The 18121-nt window shown below is 41.4% G+C and carries 17 protein-coding genes; 3 read left to right on the top strand and 14 right to left on the bottom strand.

What is annotated here, in order from left to right; all coding sequences use genetic code 11:
• Positions 1 to 78 precede the first annotated feature (78 nt).
• On the top strand, positions 79 to 207 hold the full coding sequence (locus AB6735_RS08365; protein WP_256367780.1) for a hypothetical protein: 129 nt from the start codon (positions 79 to 81) through the stop codon (positions 205 to 207).
• On the opposite strand, the gene AB6735_RS08360 is transcribed toward AB6735_RS08365, so the two are convergent.
• A complete protein-coding gene (locus tag AB6735_RS08360) occupies positions 194 to 2104 on the bottom strand; it encodes a DUF3857 domain-containing protein (RefSeq protein WP_370995477.1) in 1911 nt (636 codons plus the stop codon). The two genes, AB6735_RS08365 and AB6735_RS08360, sit on opposite strands and share 14 nt — an antisense overlap.
• Positions 2104 to 4077, bottom strand: coding sequence for a DUF3857 domain-containing protein (locus tag AB6735_RS08355; protein WP_370995476.1), 1974 nt, complete (start codon positions 4075 to 4077; stop codon positions 2104 to 2106). The genes AB6735_RS08360 and AB6735_RS08355 overlap by 1 nt, the downstream gene beginning before the upstream one ends.
• A gap of 135 nt (positions 4078 to 4212) precedes the next feature.
• Here AB6735_RS08355 and AB6735_RS08350 point away from each other — a divergent pair, with 135 nt between their 5' ends.
• Complete coding sequence (locus tag AB6735_RS08350; protein WP_370995475.1) at positions 4213 to 5244, top strand: exonuclease domain-containing protein; 1032 nt, start codon at positions 4213 to 4215, stop codon at positions 5242 to 5244.
• Positions 5245 to 5459: 215 nt separating this feature from the next.
• Here the strand turns inward: AB6735_RS08350 and queG are convergent, their stop codons facing one another.
• Positions 5460 to 6392, bottom strand: a complete 933-nt coding sequence (gene queG / locus AB6735_RS08345) for a tRNA epoxyqueuosine(34) reductase QueG (protein WP_370995474.1) — start codon at positions 6390 to 6392, stop codon at positions 5460 to 5462.
• A 156-nt stretch (positions 6393 to 6548) separates the two neighbouring features.
• On the opposite strand from queG, the gene AB6735_RS08340 reads away from it, so the two are divergent.
• Complete coding sequence (locus tag AB6735_RS08340) at positions 6549 to 6914, top strand: STAS/SEC14 domain-containing protein (protein WP_370995473.1); 366 nt, start codon at positions 6549 to 6551, stop codon at positions 6912 to 6914.
• A gap of 80 nt (positions 6915 to 6994) precedes the next feature.
• Here the strand turns inward: AB6735_RS08340 and AB6735_RS08335 are convergent, their stop codons facing one another.
• The 11 genes from AB6735_RS08335 to AB6735_RS08285 all read right to left on the bottom strand — a co-directional run bounded on the left by AB6735_RS08335 (position 6995) and on the right by AB6735_RS08285 (position 17940).
• On the bottom strand, positions 6995 to 7825 hold the full coding sequence (locus AB6735_RS08335; RefSeq protein ID WP_370995472.1) for a polysaccharide deacetylase family protein: 831 nt from the start codon (positions 7823 to 7825) through the stop codon (positions 6995 to 6997).
• 46 nt (positions 7826 to 7871) lie between these two features.
• A complete protein-coding gene (locus AB6735_RS08330) occupies positions 7872 to 8762 on the bottom strand; it encodes a polysaccharide deacetylase family protein (RefSeq protein ID WP_370995471.1) in 891 nt (296 codons plus the stop codon).
• A 95-nt stretch (positions 8763 to 8857) separates the two neighbouring features.
• Positions 8858 to 10033 (bottom strand): Gfo/Idh/MocA family protein, encoded by a 1176-nt coding sequence (locus tag AB6735_RS08325; RefSeq protein ID WP_370995470.1) that lies wholly within the window; start codon positions 10031 to 10033, stop codon positions 8858 to 8860.
• Between the two features lie 28 nt (positions 10034 to 10061).
• Positions 10062 to 11084: a Holliday junction branch migration DNA helicase RuvB gene (gene ruvB / locus AB6735_RS08320; protein WP_370995469.1), complete on the bottom strand. Its 1023-nt coding sequence runs from the start codon at positions 11082 to 11084 to the stop codon at positions 10062 to 10064.
• A gap of 169 nt (positions 11085 to 11253) precedes the next feature.
• Positions 11254 to 11985 (bottom strand): polyprenol monophosphomannose synthase, encoded by a 732-nt coding sequence (locus tag AB6735_RS08315; RefSeq protein ID WP_370995468.1) that lies wholly within the window; start codon positions 11983 to 11985, stop codon positions 11254 to 11256.
• Between the two features lie 114 nt (positions 11986 to 12099).
• Positions 12100 to 13587: an MFS transporter gene (locus tag AB6735_RS08310; RefSeq protein WP_370995467.1), complete on the bottom strand. Its 1488-nt coding sequence runs from the start codon at positions 13585 to 13587 to the stop codon at positions 12100 to 12102.
• Positions 13588 to 13692: 105 nt separating this feature from the next.
• On the bottom strand, positions 13693 to 14610 hold the full coding sequence (locus AB6735_RS08305; RefSeq protein ID WP_370995466.1) for a hypothetical protein: 918 nt from the start codon (positions 14608 to 14610) through the stop codon (positions 13693 to 13695).
• A 97-nt stretch (positions 14611 to 14707) separates the two neighbouring features.
• Complete coding sequence (locus AB6735_RS08300; RefSeq protein WP_370995465.1) at positions 14708 to 15886, bottom strand: acetyl-CoA C-acyltransferase; 1179 nt, start codon at positions 15884 to 15886, stop codon at positions 14708 to 14710.
• Positions 15887 to 16371: 485 nt separating this feature from the next.
• A complete protein-coding gene (locus AB6735_RS08295; protein WP_370995464.1) occupies positions 16372 to 16536 on the bottom strand; it encodes an Arc family DNA binding domain-containing protein in 165 nt (54 codons plus the stop codon).
• A 1-nt stretch (position 16537) separates the two neighbouring features.
• Positions 16538 to 17077, bottom strand: coding sequence for a hypothetical protein (locus tag AB6735_RS08290; protein ID WP_370995463.1), 540 nt, complete (start codon positions 17075 to 17077; stop codon positions 16538 to 16540).
• Positions 17078 to 17079: 2 nt separating this feature from the next.
• A complete protein-coding gene (locus AB6735_RS08285; RefSeq protein ID WP_370995462.1) occupies positions 17080 to 17940 on the bottom strand; it encodes an SPFH domain-containing protein in 861 nt (286 codons plus the stop codon).
• Between the last annotated feature and the right edge of the window lie 181 nt (positions 17941 to 18121).

Below are 18121 nucleotides of genomic sequence, written 5' to 3'. Positions count from 1 at the left end.
ATCTACACATCTAAAATCTGCACATTTGCACATCCGCATATCTGCACATCTTGAATTAATTGGTAATTTTGCCACATTATGTCAGATCAAAAAGAGAATTACTCCTTCTGGACTAAATATAAGCGTTTTGCAGGTAACGAGATCTTACTTTATTTGGTGATGATCATCGGCATCATACTTGGTATTGTGATATTTAGTTACCTTTAGTCAGGGTAACATTGTTGTCGTCGCTCTCCACAATAGCCTGAAAAAAATCGATCAGGTCCTGATAAATATCCTTACTGTAAGTTCCGTCAAGCAGTTGCACACGGCGTTTATATTTCAATTCATTCCCGTTTACGGTTATAGTTGCCGAAAATTTGCCAAATGGTTTGTTGATGGAAACATCATTAGGGTGCATATCTAAATGATAACCCGCCGGTAGGGTGTAAATGATCTCATCTTCATCTGTATAACCCCGATTGATATACACTTCATGGCGCCGGTTACGTATCTCGCGCGGAACGGTGTGGGTCCTGTTAGTGGCATTAGCCAGGAAGGTTATTTTTCCGTCATTTACAGATCCATATTCGCCGGCGCTCAATTTAATTGTTTCGGTGGTTACAGGCTGCAGGTTTTTATCCTGTTTAAACTCAGCTTTTTCAATGTCCATGTTATTGATGGCATATTCCTTCTGTAGGCTTTTTATCCGTTCTTTAGGCGCTTCTTCAATTATGCTTTCCCGATTATCGTATTGCGTACCCTTAAAAATGGTTTGCATTTCGCCCGATAAATTTCCTTGTGCATCCAAAACGAAGGTGGCTTTGCGCTGTTGCAGGTTATTTGGGGCAGTATACTTGGGTGTGTGCAACAATTTGCCGCCTTCCGGTGTGCAGGCCAGCACCAAACGATCATCGGTAAAATCACTCAGAAAGCCGAAAGGTATTTTCTGACTGGTGCATTCTAAAAAAGTAGTATCATTTTTAAAAGGCAGGCATAAAATAACGTGGTCAAACTGGTTCATGCTGGCAAAATCGCTTAACGGACTTTGTTTACGGCTACCGGCTTCCACTATACAATAATAGGAGTCAATATTCACGGTTTTAAGCAAAGCCTGGGTGTAGTTTACCAGGGCCTTACAATCGCCATAATTTTGCTGATCTACATCGGCAGCTAAAAAGGGCTGATATCCCCCAATACCTACCTGTACACTTATATAGTGGGTTTTACCCTGCATATATTCGTATATCTTTTTGGCTTTTAATTTTGGATCGGTAATGCCATCGGTGAGTTGTTTCATGTATGATCCTGTAGCACCAGGTACCTGAAGGCGACTGGCCAGTAGCTTATCATAAATCCATTTCCCCATCTCCTTCCAATTGTTGAACGAACCGGTGATCCCTTCGTAGCTGAATTTTTCGGGAGCTATTTTAACACAACTCAGGTATTTATCTTCGTTAAGGCTATAAGGTTCATCCTTAACCGCTTTTAAGTTATTAACCTGCCAGGTATAGGTTTTATAGCCATCTTTATTAATGCCTGTAACTACTTTAACGGGCATGTTGATCTCTTTGTACCGGATATTAAAATCAGGTTTACAGCTAAAGGCGTATGTGCTTTTTTCAACTGCCTGCCCGGTAGTGGAGTTGGGTTCCCAATCGCTAAAGTTGAGTGACTGTTTTGATTTTACTTCGTATTCATAAACAATTGTATATGGATAATCAGTTACAGCAGGATTATAATGCTTGACCTTTAAATCCTGGAATAACGAAAAGCCATCCCGTGCGCTTACATCCTCAAAATCACTTTCCGAAAACTTACTGATAGGCTTACCAAACTGGTTATAAACTATTCCCTTAATACTTTTGATAACACGGCTTTTATTATGCCAAACCACTATATCGGCTATATTGTTGCCATTTTTATTTAATATGGTAACCGCGGTTTTGATGTGATAAAGTGTATTGTCATAGTCCTTTACCTCAACGCTTACTTCATTATTTCGCACTACAGCGCTGGCATAAGGTAACAGATCTTTGGAGATGAGCGACACATCATAATTATCCTGCGCGCTGGCATACAGGTTACCGATCAATAAAAAAAATAGTAATAAACCTGCTCTCATTATTTTTTCTTAAAAACCATATCAGTTTTTTCTGTAAGGACTATCTTATTATATAATTCCTTAAGATAAGGATATTCTTCGGGCATATAAATGGCTTTGGTAAACCGGGTGATGTTTGAAAAAGTGAATTCGTTATCGTGGTTGTCAAAATTGGTAACAAACATACCACCGCTATTAGGTAAAGCAAAAGCCACCACCTGGGGCGGGGTTTCAACAACGTATTGAGGCGGCAAATGCATGGTTAGTACAAGCCGGTTATCACGCGCCATACCCCAGTCAACCGGGTAATCGCGTTCGGCAAGTTTAAAGGGATTAGTAGTTCTTTTTTCCCAAAAGAAAGGATTAAACACCAAATGTGCTTTGTTCATATTTTCAAAGGCATCTATCTCCACTTCAAATACTTCGCCAAGGGGCTGACCAAGACTATCCAAATTACTGATGTTTGATTTTAAGATTTTTATTTTGGGCAGTTTTCCGTCCAGGTCCTCTATATATTCATCAACCGAGTTGAACTTTTTAATCGCTTTGCGTTGCAGATAAGCATCATAGCCACTATAATAATTGGTGATAGTGCCTTTGATCTTTCCATTTTCAAGCAGGATTAGATCAAGCGTGTGAATCTCGCTGGTTTTTTGCAGGGTGCTTAATTCAACCCAGTAGGAGGGCTTATCCAGGCTTATAACCCGGCCTTTATCATTCAAACATTTTAGTTGAAGTACTCCAAAAGATAATAAGGGATCGGTAGCATCCAGGTAATAAGATTTTCCGTCAATGTTTGTTTTGGCTACCACATAGTTGAAATCACTGATCACAGGGTACAGGGTATTGATGTTGCCATGCTCCCTGGTTGATAGTAGCACCGCCTCGGTATTAATGCCTGCCGCATTTAATGCCGTGATCAAAGTGAGATTAATATCGGCTATACTACCGGTATGAGCATCCATGGCCCGCTTAATACCATCTGAGCTGGATATGCCAATGTATTCGTTCCATTTATACCATTTTTGCAGATAGGCGTAAATAGCAGTAGCTTTATCCATTTCGGTAGTTTTACCAGCTATAACAGGTGCCATACGCTCCTTCATCAGGTCTTTTCGCTTTAGCTGCGATCCAAACGCGTCTTCAATCTTAAGCTGCCTGTCTATATCTTTCCACTCCTTACTAACTAAAGTTTTAACGCCGGTATAAGGATTGGTCCACTCCACTAACTCAAAATATATAGCTGACAAAAAATTCTTTGGTGAAGTCATATAATCTTCCACTACAAATGCTGGAATATCTTTCATGCCATAAACCAGATGCGAGCAATCACTTTTTGATCCGTGCGAAGTAAAGCACTCCCGCTCCAATTCGGAGGTGGTTTTAGTAAGTTTATATGGGCCTCTTAACGATGCGTTGAATGTCCAAAAACCAGGTATATGAACTTCATACTGGGAGTAGATCTTGGGTATATCATCCTGGAATTCCCATTTGCGAAAACTGTCCCAATAGGGCGATATCAATGTATATCTGAACTCAATAACACAGCCGTTACGCAGGCCAGGCAGGGCGAATTTGACCGTACTACCATATTTATAATCTTTTGTCTTGAACACTTTTTTGGGGTCAAGATCTATTTTTTGTATCAGTCCATTGTCGTCCTTGTAATAAGTAGTGCCGGTTATGTCCGTCACTTCTTCTGATACATCATCACTATTGTGTATAGGAATCTCGATAGTACCGTTGGAGAAACCCTTGTTATCAAATATTTTTATTTTGGCATGGTAGTTATAAATAAGCCTGATATGGTCGTCGCTTGTTACATCTATCCTCGAATTGCCATATTCATTTAAATAAACGGCGTGGGCAGCCGTATCTTTGTCGTATCGGCGCATGTCTACCTCTTCCTGTACAAAACCTTCTTTAAAGTCTTGTGCTACTGCAATGTGTTGTATACCAATGAATAAAAGCGAAATGAGTAAAAGTTTCTTCATGAAATATTGTGATAAAATAGGAAGGTATTAAATTAAAAATAAAACGTTTATATTAAATAAATTAAAAAATTTATTCTGCTGATTCTTTTTAGGACATTTGCGACCTTTGTACCATCTACTATCGATACTTTTAAAATGAAATTAAATTTAAAACGCCCTCTTGCTTTTTTCGACCTGGAAACAACCGGTACCAATATTGGTTCCGATCGTATAGTTGAAATCTCTGTAATAAAACTAAACCCGGATGGCAGCGAGGAGGTAAAAACCTGGCGCGTTAACCCTGGCATGCCTATTCCTTTGGAGTCATCCCTGGTGCATGGTATCTATGATGAGCACATCAAGGATGAATTGCTGTTTAAGGAAATAGGGCAGGCGGTAGCGGAATTTATTGGTGAAAGTGATTTGGCCGGTTACAATTCTAACAAGTTTGATATCCCAATGTTAATGGAGGAGTTTTTGCGTGCTGGAGTATCATTTAACCTGGATGCGCGTCATTTTGTGGATGTACAAAACATATTTCACCAGATGGAGCAGCGTACATTAAAAGCGGCCTATCAGTTTTACTGTAATAAGGTGATTGAGAACGCACACTCTGCCGAAGCCGATACCCGCGCCACTATGGAAGTTTTACTGGCGCAGATTGAACGCTACGAGAATATGCAGTGGGAAGATAAGAAAGGAAATATCAGTATCCCGGTTGTGGGCGATGTAGAGGCACTACATAATTTTACTAACCTAAGCAAGCCGGTTGATTTTGCCGGTCGTATGGTTTTTAATGAGCAAGGCGAAGAGCTGATCAATTTTGGTAAGCATAAAGGTAAACGCGTGGAGGATGTATTTAACGTAGAACCAAGCTATTATTCCTGGATGATGCAGGGTGATTTTCCGCTATATACCAAAAGGAAGCTGGAAGAAATATACACCCGTTGGAATGGTAAAAAAGCGGCTGAGCGCCAGGCAAAAGCAGCAGCACAACCAAAACCAGAACAACAAGCTCCAAAAGCGGATACTCCAAGAACTGATTACCCTAAAAAAGAATTTACCAAACCCGATCATACCCGGACTCAATATCCGCCTAAACCTTTTAATAAAAAGAAGGAAGAGCCCGCGAAACCTGTTGATGACGATATGCTGCAACAATTAGCCCTGAAGTTTAAAAAGGGATAAGTTGGATTTGAGATGTTAGATATGAGATTTGAGACAACGCAATCTCGTATTTAACCATTTATATTTATACAAAAAGGCTTTGCGGTTAATCTGCAAGGCTTTTTTGTTAAGAAATTAAAACAATTATTCTGATTGGCAATTGTTCTCATATCTCATATCTCATATCTCATATCTCATATCTCATATCTCATATCTCATATCTCATATCTCATATCTCATATCTCTTTCAAAAAATCAATATTCCGTTTTAGTCCCGTGAATTTGGTGCGTTTTACGGCTGAGTTTTTAAATACTTTTTGAAAAACGTCCTGCGTTATTTCCTGCCAGTCATCAGCTTTCAGATGAAGCAGTTCGGGGTGTGGTGTGAAAGCAGGTTCGGTATTCAGTATTGAAAAACGGTTCCAGGGGCATACATCCTGGCAAATATCGCAGCCAAACATCCAGTTATCCATTTTGCCCTTAAACTCTTGCGGAATTTCGTTCTTTAGCTCAATAGTGAGGTAGGAGATGCAGCGGCTTCCATCAACCATGTATGGGCCAACAATGGCATCGGTAGGGCAGGCATCAATACAATTGGTGCAGGTACCACAATGATCCATCGTTGGGGCTATATCATATTCCAATTCCAGATCAATGATCAGTTCGGCCAGAAAAAAGAAGGAACCAGCCTTTTTATTCAACAGGTTGGAGTTTTTGCCAATCCAGCCCATGCCTGCCTTTTTTGCCCAGGCTTTATCCAGTACCGGGGCTGAATCAACAAATACACGACCGCCAACCTCGCCTATTTTTTCATTAATGGTTTGTAAAAGCTGTCTTAATTTATCCTTGATAACCGTATGGTAGTCAATTCCATAGGCGTATTTGGATATTTTGGGAGCGTTAGGGTCTTCTTGTTTATTATTCGTGTAGTAATTAATACCTAATGATATTACCGATTTGGCACCATCAACCAGCAAACGGGGATCAAGCCGTTTGTCAAAATGATTTTCCATGTATTGCATTTCGCCATGCATGTTCTTTTTTAACCATGACTCCAGCCGTGGGGCTTCATCTTCCAAAAATTCGGCTTTTGAGATACCACAAAACAAAAAACCAAGCTTTTGGGCTTCGGTTTTGATCAATTGGCTATATATTGTCCTGTTTTGCATTACCAATGCAAAGATAGTATAAAATAAAATTCATAAATCGAGGGCCATTTAGCTAACTGTTATTAATCAGAAGCCGCTAATCATAGTATTTTAAATAAAAAATACTTTTTTTAATTATTGGTGTGGTATTTGTAACTATTGTTGCAAATATGGAAGATGCTTGAACACATGAATTATTTGCCTTCACATGTGTTAGGTATGCATGCAGTTGGTGAGGTAACCATTAACGATTACGAGAAAGCCCTTTTACCTTTGCTCCAGGAGCAGGTAACAAAAACAGGGAAAATCAATTTTTTATTAGTTTTAGAAACTAATATTCAAAATTTTACAGCAGGGGCCTGGTGCGGAAACATCGAAATAGGCCTGAAATACTTTTTGCGATGGCACAAACTTGCTATTGTAACCGATCAAAAAGGTGTACGTGAATTTAGTCACCTGTTTAAATACATTATTCCAGGACAGTATAAAGGTTACCCTTTGGAGCAGTTGGATGAAGCTGTAAAATGGGTTGCCGGAAAATAGTGTTAAGTTAAAAGTCTTTAGTGGTAAGTCGATAGTCGTCCTATTGAGCGCAGTTTAACGACTAATTGGAAGACAGTCAATTAAAAATCACGGTTTATATTACCCATCAGATTTTTTGCATTCCAATGTCCGCTGTCGATGATCCTTCTGATGGTCATTAATGGATCACCAGGATAACGTTTTGTAGAGAGCTGAAAAGCTCCCTTAAAACCTCTTTTATGTAACTCGGGGAGTCCTTCTTTGTTCCATAAACCAAAAGGGTAGGCAAAGTACTTAACAGGTTTGCCTGTTATTTCCTCTAACTTTTTTGTGGGCTTGTCCAACTGAATTTCCCAATCCTTGCCGCTAAGTTTTGTAAAAGGATGATGATCCCAGGTATGACTGCCAATCACATTTCCTTCATCAGATAGTTGTTTGATCTGTGCTTTGTTCATGTAATTCGACCGGCCAATAGATACCGTCATGATAAAATAAACGGCTTTGAAATTGTATTTTTTTAACTCCGGGGCAGCGATGGTAAATTGGTCCAGATCAGTATCGTCAAAAGTAAACATGATTGGCCTGGACGGCAGTGGAGTACCCGCAGTGAGATAATCATACAACTGGTCGGGCAGAATGCTGTGATATCCCTGATCAGCCAGCATTTTGATATGCTCTTTAAATGCCGCTATTTGTACAATATCATCTTTAGCGCTTTTGGAATCTGTAGGGCGCGAATCTCTTATCTGATGATAGCATAAAACAGGGATCTGTTTTCGCTTCATGATAGCAGCAGTATCAACAGGGCTTATACCCGTTGATACTGCTGCTTTTATAGCCGGCTGTGGAATTACAGCAGCTTTTGTAGTTAGTTTCGACTGACATGCTATAATGCCTGAAGCAAGCAACAGTAGCAGGGGTTTTAATAGCATGGTGATAAAGGTTTAATCGTAAACTGCCCTTTTAGGGGGCCGGGGGCTAAAAGCTGTTTCTTACGCTATTGCTGAACGTTTTGGTGCTCCAGTAACCACTATCCAATATCCTTCTAACGGTCATTAGCGGGTAATCCGGATCACGTTTATCAGCCAGCTGGAAAGCTATCTTAAAACCCTTTTTTTGGATCTCTGGTAAAACCGGTTTTTTCCAGATGCCGAAAGGATAGGCGAAATAATCTATCTTTTTACCTGTAATTTCTTCCAGTTTTTTGGTAGGCTTATCTATCTGTGTAACCCAATCATCAACCGGACGGGTAGTTACTTTGCCGTTTTTGCCAATGATCTTCAACGTCGAATTATGGGAGTATTTATCAACCCGATGATGATCCCAGGTATGGCTTCCGATTATGTTACCCTCATCAGATAGTTTCTTAACCATATCGGCAGTCATATAATGAGGGCGGCCGATAGATACCGTCATTACAAAATAAACAGCCTTAAAGCCATATTTTTTGAGCGTTGGGTTAGCAATAGTGAACTGATCAAGGTCGGTATCATCAAATGTTAGCATAATAGGCTTTTTAGGCAGTGGTGCGCCGGTTGTCAGATAAGCGTATAACTGATCAGGCAAAATAGTATGGTATCCACTGTCGGCCAGCATTTTGATATGTTCTTTAAAAGCCGCTATTTGTACGATGTAATCTTTGGCATTTTTTGAATCGGTGGCTTTCCAGTCGCGTATCTGGTGATAGCAAACCACAGGCACCTGTTTACGGGCCATAATGGCGGCGTTATCAATCTTTCCACCCGGTGTAGCGGCAGGAGTTCCGGCATTTTTATCAGCAGCCGCAGCTGTTTTATCAGAAGGTTTAGACTGGCATGACATTGCACCTAATGTACAAACGGTTAACCACACAAAAGCTTTTTTTAACATATGACAGTAATGATTTTAGATTATAATTAACGGCGAAATTAATATTATAAATGTGCAGGTTTGCAATTTTATAAATAAAATTATTTAACCAGCTATTACAAAACTATTCTTTTACCTTCTTTGATCGATCTTTTGGCGGCATCCAGTATCTGCATTACGATCATGTTGTATTTTAACGATGAGCGGTCGTTGCGTACTTTGATGGGGTTTTTAAGTGCGGTGGTAAAATAAGGTACAGGGGCGCTTTCTGTTAAGGCCAATGGAGGCGCTTTAAACTCTTTTACATCATTGTTGATGCGTACCTGAACTTTGTCAGGATCAAAAGTATGGATATAACCTTTGGCCCCGAATATTTCCATGTCCTTTATGCTAAAAGGCCAGTTCCACGATGCTTCGATCATCCCGGTAGCATTGGGATATTCTACTATAATGGTAGCATCATCTTCTACTTTGGGATATACCGATGGTTTGTAATGACGAGCGATTGCTGTTACCGCGATAGGACGCTGGCCCTGCATGAACCAGGTCATCATATCGGCACCGTAGCAGCCAAAATCATTTAATGCCCCTGCTCCGTTAAGTTCCGGATCGGTTAGCCAGCTTAAAAAATCCTCACTACAGCCAATCTCCCGGGGACCCTGGTGGCCATCATGAAAAACCATCTTACGGATAACGCCAATACTATCGGTTTTTACGGTATTATAGGCGCTTTGTACCGATGGGTACCAGGTGGTTTCGTAATTAGTAAGCAGGTTAATGTAATATTTAAGCGCCAGGAATTCCATCCTTTTAGCCTGCTCGAGCGTGGCTGCCAAAGGTTTTTCAACCATAACCGAGATACCCATCGGGGCACAAGTTTCTACAATGTCAATGTGTTTGCCTACTGCATTATAGCCCAATACAATGGTAGGTTTACGTTTGAGGCACATGGTTTTCAGGTCCTCAAAAAACAGGGAGTCGGGCAGGTTATATATTTTACCAAACTTTTGCCAAAGCTTTTTGTCGGGCTCAGCTATACCAACAATGTTCACGTTACCATGGCGGTACTCATTCAATATCAAATGTATATGGTCATGGTTCAACCCAGCAATACCCACTTTAGTACCGGTAGCTAATCGTCGTGTTACCAGGCTATCGGCTTTAATTTTGGCCAGGGAGTCGGCCGGGGTGATCTGCGCTTGCGTATTAGCTGAATAAACTGTGAAAATAATAGCAATAGCTAAAAGCATTTTGCAATAAAACCCGAAACTTTTTTGTAATGGTGTTCTCATGGCTTAATATGGTAGATTTTTTGGTTTACTAAAATAGAGATGGATTGCCACCCAGTTTTATTTTGCCTAAATGTTTATAAGCGCTTTCTGTAGCCTCGCGCCCGCGAGCGGTGCGCATCAAAAAGCCTTCCTGTATCAAAAAGGGTTCGTATACTTCTTCAATAGTACCTTCATCCTCACCAACGGCGGTAGCAATGGTTTTTAAACCAACTGGGCCGCCCTTAAACTTATCAATAATGGTAACGAGTATCTTGTTGTCCATCTCATCTAAACCATGTTCATCCACATTCAGTGCGTTCAGGGCGTATTGAGCTATATCGGTATCGATATTACCGTTGCCTTTGATCTGGGCAAAATCGCGTGTTCTGCGTAGCAGTGCATTCGCTATACGCGGCGTACCGCGACTGCGACGGGCTATTTCATATGCACCTTCATCCGTGATAGGGGTTTTGAGTATGGATGCCGAGCGCAGTACAATAGTTGTAAGCAACTTGGCATCATAATATTCCAACCGAGAGTTAATGCCAAAGCGGGCTCTTAATGGCGCCGTGAGCAGACCTGAGCGGGTGGTAGCACCTACCAGCGTAAAGGGATTAAGTGATATTTGCACCGAACGGGCGTTTGGGCCGCTTTCCAGCATAATATCTATCTTAAAATCCTCCATGGCCGAGTATAAATACTCCTCAACCAGCGGACTTAAACGATGGATCTCATCAATAAACAGGATATCGCCGGTTTCCAGGTTGGTAAGCAAGCCTGCAAGGTCTCCGGGTTTATCCAGTACCGGGCCTGAGGTGATTTTGATACCCACACTCATTTCGTTAGCGATAATATGCGACAGGGTAGTTTTGCCTAATCCCGGAGGACCGTGTAACAACACATGGTCAAGCGCCTCGCCGCGCTGGCGGGCAGCTTGTACAAAGACTTTTAAATTGGCTAATATTTTATGCTGACCGGTAAAATCCTCAAATTGCTGCGGACGCAATACCCTCTCAATATCGCGCTCGGTATTGGTCAATCTTTCTGCTCCGGGGTCAAGATGCTCGTTCATTGCCAACGAAATTAGTTTTTTTAATTAGATTTGAGATGTGAGATATGAGATATGAGACAGATTTTTTACAAATATCTTAAAATCAATATTTCTTCTTTTGTCTATCCCTTGAAAGAGATAAATCAGCAATTAAGATTTTATCTCAAATCTCACATCTAATATCTCACATCTACCCTTCCGGGTACTTCCTGAAAATACTGTTGATCTTCATTTGTATCACCCCAAAAAATGCTTCCTTGAATATACCAGTCGACATTTTGGAGGTGCCAGCTGTACGATCGGTAAAGATGATAGGTACTTCAACCAGTTTAAAGCCATGTTTAATACTGGTATATTTCATCTCGATCTGGAAGGCATAGCCCACAAATTTTATCTTATCGAGCCTTACGGTTTCCAGTACTTTACGCTTGTAGCACATAAAACCAGCTGTAGAATCGCGCACATCAATGCCCGTGATAAACCTTACATATACCGACGCAAAATAGCTCATCAGCACGCGGCTCATGGGCCAGTTTACTACGTTTACCCCATTGCTGTATCGTGAGCCAATGGCAGCATCGGCGCCATCAATACAGGCCTGGCGGAGTTTGAGCAGATCATCCGGGTTATGCGAAAAATCGGCATCCATCTCAAAAATATAGTCGTAATGACGTGCAATGGACCACTTAAAGCCATGTATGTAGGCCGTGCCCAAGCCCTGCTTACCCGCTCGTTCTTCTATAAAAAGACGTTCGGGATATACATTCATTAAGTTTTTTACAATGATGTTTGTACCGTCGGGTGATCCGTCATCAATGATGAGTAAATGAAAATCATGGGGCAGAGAAAACACTTTGCGGATCATCCGCTCAATATTTTCCTTTTCATTATAGGTGGGTATTATTACAATGCTATCCGGCACTTAAAAAATATCAGGTAAATAAAAGGCAAAAATAATTGATTTAAACCCGGTTTTAAAATAAATAAAGCAGTTAAATAATATTGTTACTTAACTGCTTTACCATATGGCTAAAACTTATAAGTTATGCGTATCAGAAATAACCTGATTATCTATGTAGGGATCAGTAATATAATTGCGTTCCTTTAACCGTGGTGCAACAAACATAAATACCAGGATAAATACACAAATAAAAATAACAAAGAACCATTCATAGTTTGCGCCTTTCAGGTTACGTGTCCACCAGCCGCCGTCTTCTATTAAGCCATTAACAAGCGCGGTAATCAAATTACCAAACGATACAACCAGGAACCAGATACCGGTCATAGTGCTTTTCATTGATTTAGGCGAGTGTGTGTAAGCGTATTCCAATCCGGTGATAGAAACCAAAACTTCGGCTGCTGAAAGTATCATAAACGCAAACACCTGCCACCAGATGGAGGGTGTACCGCCATGATCCAGACTGGTGTGTATTATGCCGATTACCACGAATGATAAAGCCGTTAAAATCAGGCCGGTGCCAAGTCTTCGCAACGGGGTTGTTTTTAGTCCAATTTTGTCAAGCCATGGATATACTACATAGTTAAAAAATGGAATGAATAGAAGAAGGAACACCGTATTAACAGTTGATAACTGACCGGGCAGTACCGTGAACGAGGTAAAACCAAGGTTAATTACACGGTTCATTCTTTCGGCATATAAGGTCCACTCAGACAAGCATTGATCCCAAACAGCCCAAAATGCCAGTGCGAAAAAGAATACCGACATAACCCGGTATACCGCTTTCACACCTTCAACGCGTTCGGGGTCATAAGACCCTTTGGCAACATCAAGCAAGGATTGGCCGGGTTTGCGTTGACCCGAATGAGTTAGGGCATACCAGGTTATAAATACCAGGTTATTACGATTAACGCCTTGTGGTGGAACCTTTACGTATTTTTTACGGCCCGAAAAAAAGATGATGGTTGCCAGCGCCATCAGCAAACCGGGAATACCAAAAGCCCACCTGGGGCCAAAGTGATCATAGGTCCATGGGATAGCAACGGTTGAAATCATAGAACCGGCATTGATGCTGAAATAAAACCAGCCGTAAACTTTCGAGAGCAGATCCTGGTTGGTAGCATCAAACTGATCGCCCACATTAGCAGATACGCATGATTTAATACCGCCGGCGCCAATTGCGACCACAAGTAAGCCTAATTCAAAGCCACCAAGGCCACCATCGAACATGGCCAGCATTAGATGCCCCAAACAGTAAATTATCGATACATATAAAATAAGTTTGTATTTGCCGGTAAACCAGTCGGCTATCATGCCACCCACAAATGGCAAAGCATAGGCCACCATCACAAATAGGTGGTGTAGCTTATTGGCTCTGGCGTTGGCAACATCTGTTAAAGCAACAATATGGTTGGGATTAAAAAACTGGTTTACCAAAAATAGCGTCAATACGGAACGCATTCCGTAAAAGCTGAAACGCTCTGCAGCTTCGTTCCCGATAATATAAGGAACGCTCTTTGGGAATCTGGATTTTGAGGTAGCCTTTACGGCTGGGCTTTCTTGCATTATTTAATTTTGTTAAAAATAGTATAAATATTAGGTATCAAGACCTTATACTAAAAGTGTTACAAATTATATTGATTATTTGGAATATGAATAGCTTTATGAAATTTAGTTTGAATGTGCAGCGCTTTTATCTTTCGCGGCCTGTTTTTTAGGATCCACGTATTCGGCATCACTATTATTAGGGATATTGCGCATATCCAGATTTTCTGTATATACCCAGCGTCCATTCTTTAGTTTGTAACCATCGTAGGTTAGATCGGGGCCAAAAGTTTCGGGCTGATCCTTCATCTTTTTATCAGGCGGAGCCAGGTGGTCAAACACGATGAGGTTTTGATCTGGTATATATCGCAGCAGCATGGATACCTGGCGGGTATACTCAAATATCACCCTTTTACGGGTTTTGCTATTGCCGTCAAACACAGGCATGCCGAACGAAGGCTTATCTCCATTGTTAAAAGACAGTATCTCCAAAACTTTCTTAGTTGATTTTACGGTATTTCCCTTCCAGCCCAGGAGCACGTAATACGGTTTTTGCGCATATACCGGGATGATCTTATAATACTGAGCACCATACCATTTTCGGTTATCGGTCACTGAATCTTCGGGGTTTTTGAGTAGAGGCGAATAATCTTCGAGCGGAAACATTTTGAGCGGGCCACCAGTATTGAGTTGAATAGTACCGTAAAAGCGATAACTGCCATCCTGGTTCACTATGTGCCAGCTCATGATCCGGAAACGGTTATCAGGCGAATTAAGAATGCTGATGCTTTTAACCGAATCAAAAGGAAAAAGGAACGAATTGTTGATTTTTAAGGCGCTTACCAGTGTTTTAATAAACTGGTAATTAGCATTTTTACGTTCCAGGTCGTTTTCATTATTTACCATTTTTTTACCCAGCGAAGCAAGGCTGTCCTGGTAAATGTTTAATTGTTTTATGCGTGAACTCTCGTCTGCGCGCTGACCAAAAGTTTGGCCGCAAATAAACAGGGAGATTACAAACAGAAACAAGCGCTTGGCTACCATACCGGGTATTTAAAAATTAACATGATGTTGCCGCTAAATTAAATAATTTATCATAATAGCTGTTGTAACTTATAGTTGAACAGCCGGTTTGTTTAATTTAACGTAAATTTTCAATAACCATTGCGCTGGCGCCACCGCCGCCATTACAAATTCCGGCGGCGCCGTATTTGCCTTTATTTTGTTGTAAAACAGAGAGTAAGGTAACTATGATACGCGCACCGGAAGCACCCAGTGGGTGACCAAGCGAAACAGCGCCACCGTTAACATTTACCTTAGCCGGATCGAGCTTTAAAAGCTGGTTGTTGGCTATAGATACTACCGAGAATGCCTCGTTGATCTCAAAAAAGTCGACCTGATCTGCTGATAAACCGGCACGGTGTAAAGCCAGCGGGATAGCCTTGGATGGAGCAGTAGTGAACCATTCCGGGGCTTGTTGTGCATCGGCATGAGCAACTATTTTGGCTAATGGTTTAATGCCCAGTTCGTCTGCTTTTTCTTTGCTCATGAGTACTAATGCCGCCGCGCCATCATTTAAAGTAGACGCATTAGCAGCTGTTACGGTACCATCCTTTTTAAATACAGGCTTTAACGTAGGTATTTTCTCGAATTTTACCGCTTTGGGTTCCTCATCCTCGGCAAATAAAGTGGTATCACCCTTTTTATCTTTGAGTTCCACCGGGGTTATCTCATCGTTGAATTTACCTGCAGCCTGTGCTTTTTGGGCCCTGTTGTAAGATTCAATAGCAAAGGCATCCTGCCCCTCGCGACTGATGTTGCAGTCAGTAGCACACAATTCGGCTGCAGAACCCATGTGGTAGTCGTTATAAACATCCCAAAGGCCATCTTTTACCAGTCCGTCGGTAATCTGACCGTTGCCCAGGCGGTAGCCATTGCGGGCCTTATCCAAGTAATAGGGCACATTACTCATGCTTTCCATGCCGCCGGCAACTACAATATCATTTTGGCCTATAGCTATACTTTGGGCAGCGAGCATAATAGCTTTCATGCCCGAAGCGCATACCTTATTTATGGTAGTGGCAGGTAAATACGGCAGACCTGCAAATATAGCCGCCTGGGTAGCAGGTGCCTGCCCCAGATTGGCCGACATTACATTGCCCATATAAATTTCCTGTATCTGCTCGGGTTTAAGACCCGATTTTTCGATTGCTGATTTGATGGCTAAAGCGCCCAGTTGTGTGGCGCTTAAGGCGGCTAAACTCCCCCCGAAACTGCCGATAGGCGTACGTGTGGCAGCTACTATTACTACTTCTTTCATGTGTCCCTCATTAAATTGGTGTGGCAAATTTAGTTATTTTGATGAAAGGAAAAAGCTATGCATGCATAATAATTTACCCTCGGCCCGGATGATGGTTTTTTGGTTTTATTTTTCGGTGCATACCGTTTGGTGGTCGGGTGCTCACGAACCTTTACCGGCCTGATCCCAACTGCAAAAACTTTTTAAACCTTTAATTTTAACACTTTTCTGCTCAAAAAATGATGAAAATCGCTCGAAAACTGCTCGGAAAAACCTCATTTTAACACTTTTTAACAAATTTTTACCCGGTTTTGAGTGGTTTTTGAAAAACGAGTGCAAATAAAAAATAAATTCGGCATCTTATGTGCAAGGTGTACGGCATGATGGTTTACCTTTCCTGTGGGATCCTGAAATAAGTTCAAGATGACTTATTGGATTATACAAACCATTAGTTAATGAAATCAAAAGTCCTTGCTCTTTGTTCCCAAAATCCTTGTTCCAAAATATTATTCCTTCTTTTTCTTCGCGGTTTTTTTACGGGCAAGCAGGACCTGTTGCAACAGGTATTCGATCTGGCCATTGGTGCTCCGGAATTCCTCGGCGGCCCAGGTCTCTATTTCCTTTAGTACCTCCGGATTAATACGCAATATAAATGCCTTTTTTTCTGCCATATCAACCTCCCACTCCTGCAGATGCCGCAGCCTTCTTCTGGTTTTGCAGAACCAGGTTTATGCCCAGTAAAGCCAATAAAGGCGGGTTGGGTATATTTTTTAATGCATTTGGCTCAAGGAAAACTTTAAAAGGTGTTTTTAACTTCCATGATTCTTGTTTGATGTTCAGCAGATCGCCATACTGTGTATTGATTAGACTAAAAGTGCGTGTAAAGACCTTCTTATTTAAATATACCGCCTCAAATCCGTCGTTCAAACTCAACATAATTTTACGCGACCATATCTCGGGTGTGATGATGCCTATCTGCATCCCATCGGTATCATTGATCAGTAATACCCTACTAAATATACCTTTGCTTTTGATGATCCAGGTTTTTTGTGCCGACTCTAAAATGGCCCCAACTTTCCACAGGCCATCGTAGCTCAATTTGCCATAGCAAAACTGGCCATCGGTCAATTCAAACCAGGGGCGCCAAAAGCCATGTCGTATTACCGACAGTTCGTTGGTGCGCAGCTGGTCAAAACTTCTGTACTGATCCATCATCAATGATATAAAGTTCCGGTATTCACCACCGGGTTAACGGCCTTGTCGCCGCATAACACCACCAGTAAGTTGCTTACCATGGCAGCCTTGCGTTCTTCGTCCAACTCCACGATGTTTTTTTCTGATAGTTTGTTCAGCGCCATTTCAACCATACCTACGGCGCCTTCCACAATTAGTTTACGGGCGGCTATAATGGCCGATGCCTGCTGAACCTGCAGCATAGAGTGCGCTATCTCCGGTGCATAGGCCAGGTGCGATATACGTGCTTCCAGCACTTCTATACCGGCACGGGCCAATCTTTCGTTCAGTTCCTGTTCCAGCATCTGGCTTACCTGTTCGGCACCGCCACGCAGGGTGATGTTGGCTGTTTCGTCTTCCAGGTTATCATAAGGAAAAGAGTTGGCCAGGTGACGTACCGCGGCCTCGCTCTGGATATTTACATATTGGATATAGTTTTCAACCGCGAATACGGCTGCAGCAGTATCCTTGATCTGCCATACAATAACGGCGGCAATTTCAATGGGATTACCAATGCTATCATTCACTTTAAGCTGCTGCCCGTTGAGGTTAAATGCCCTTAATGATACTTTCTTTTTTGCTGTAAGCGGATTAACCCAAAAAAAGCCGTCTTTTTTTACAGTGCCGGTATACTGACCAAAAAGCGTGAGCACTTTTGATTCGTTGGGATTTATAACGATCATACCCGGAAGTACAAAAAATATATCGGCCGCAAGGAGGATCGATGCGAAAAGAAATCCCATGTCAGAAGAAAAGAGAATAGCAGAAACTACTAATATTACCACAAATAACGCCAATGCGGTGAAGCCTGATGGCGGGTTAATTACTTTTTCGGTTTGCATGATAAAGATGATTTTAAATTGATATCATAAAGATATCAAATTTAAATTGATAAATGCAAATAATTAGTATCGAGTTTTAGTATCAAGTAGCTAGTATCAAGTATCAAGAAATAGTTGCCAGGGTTGTTAGCGACTTTATATAAACTCTTTTTTATTCGGTATTTCCAAGTCGTGATACTTG

This window comes from Mucilaginibacter sp. RCC_168 (assembly GCF_041355315.1).
Taxonomy (GTDB): Bacteria; Bacteroidota; Bacteroidia; order Sphingobacteriales; family Sphingobacteriaceae; genus Mucilaginibacter.
The sequence above is the reverse complement of the archived record's forward strand: the minus strand, read 5'-3'. Positions and strand labels throughout refer to the sequence as shown.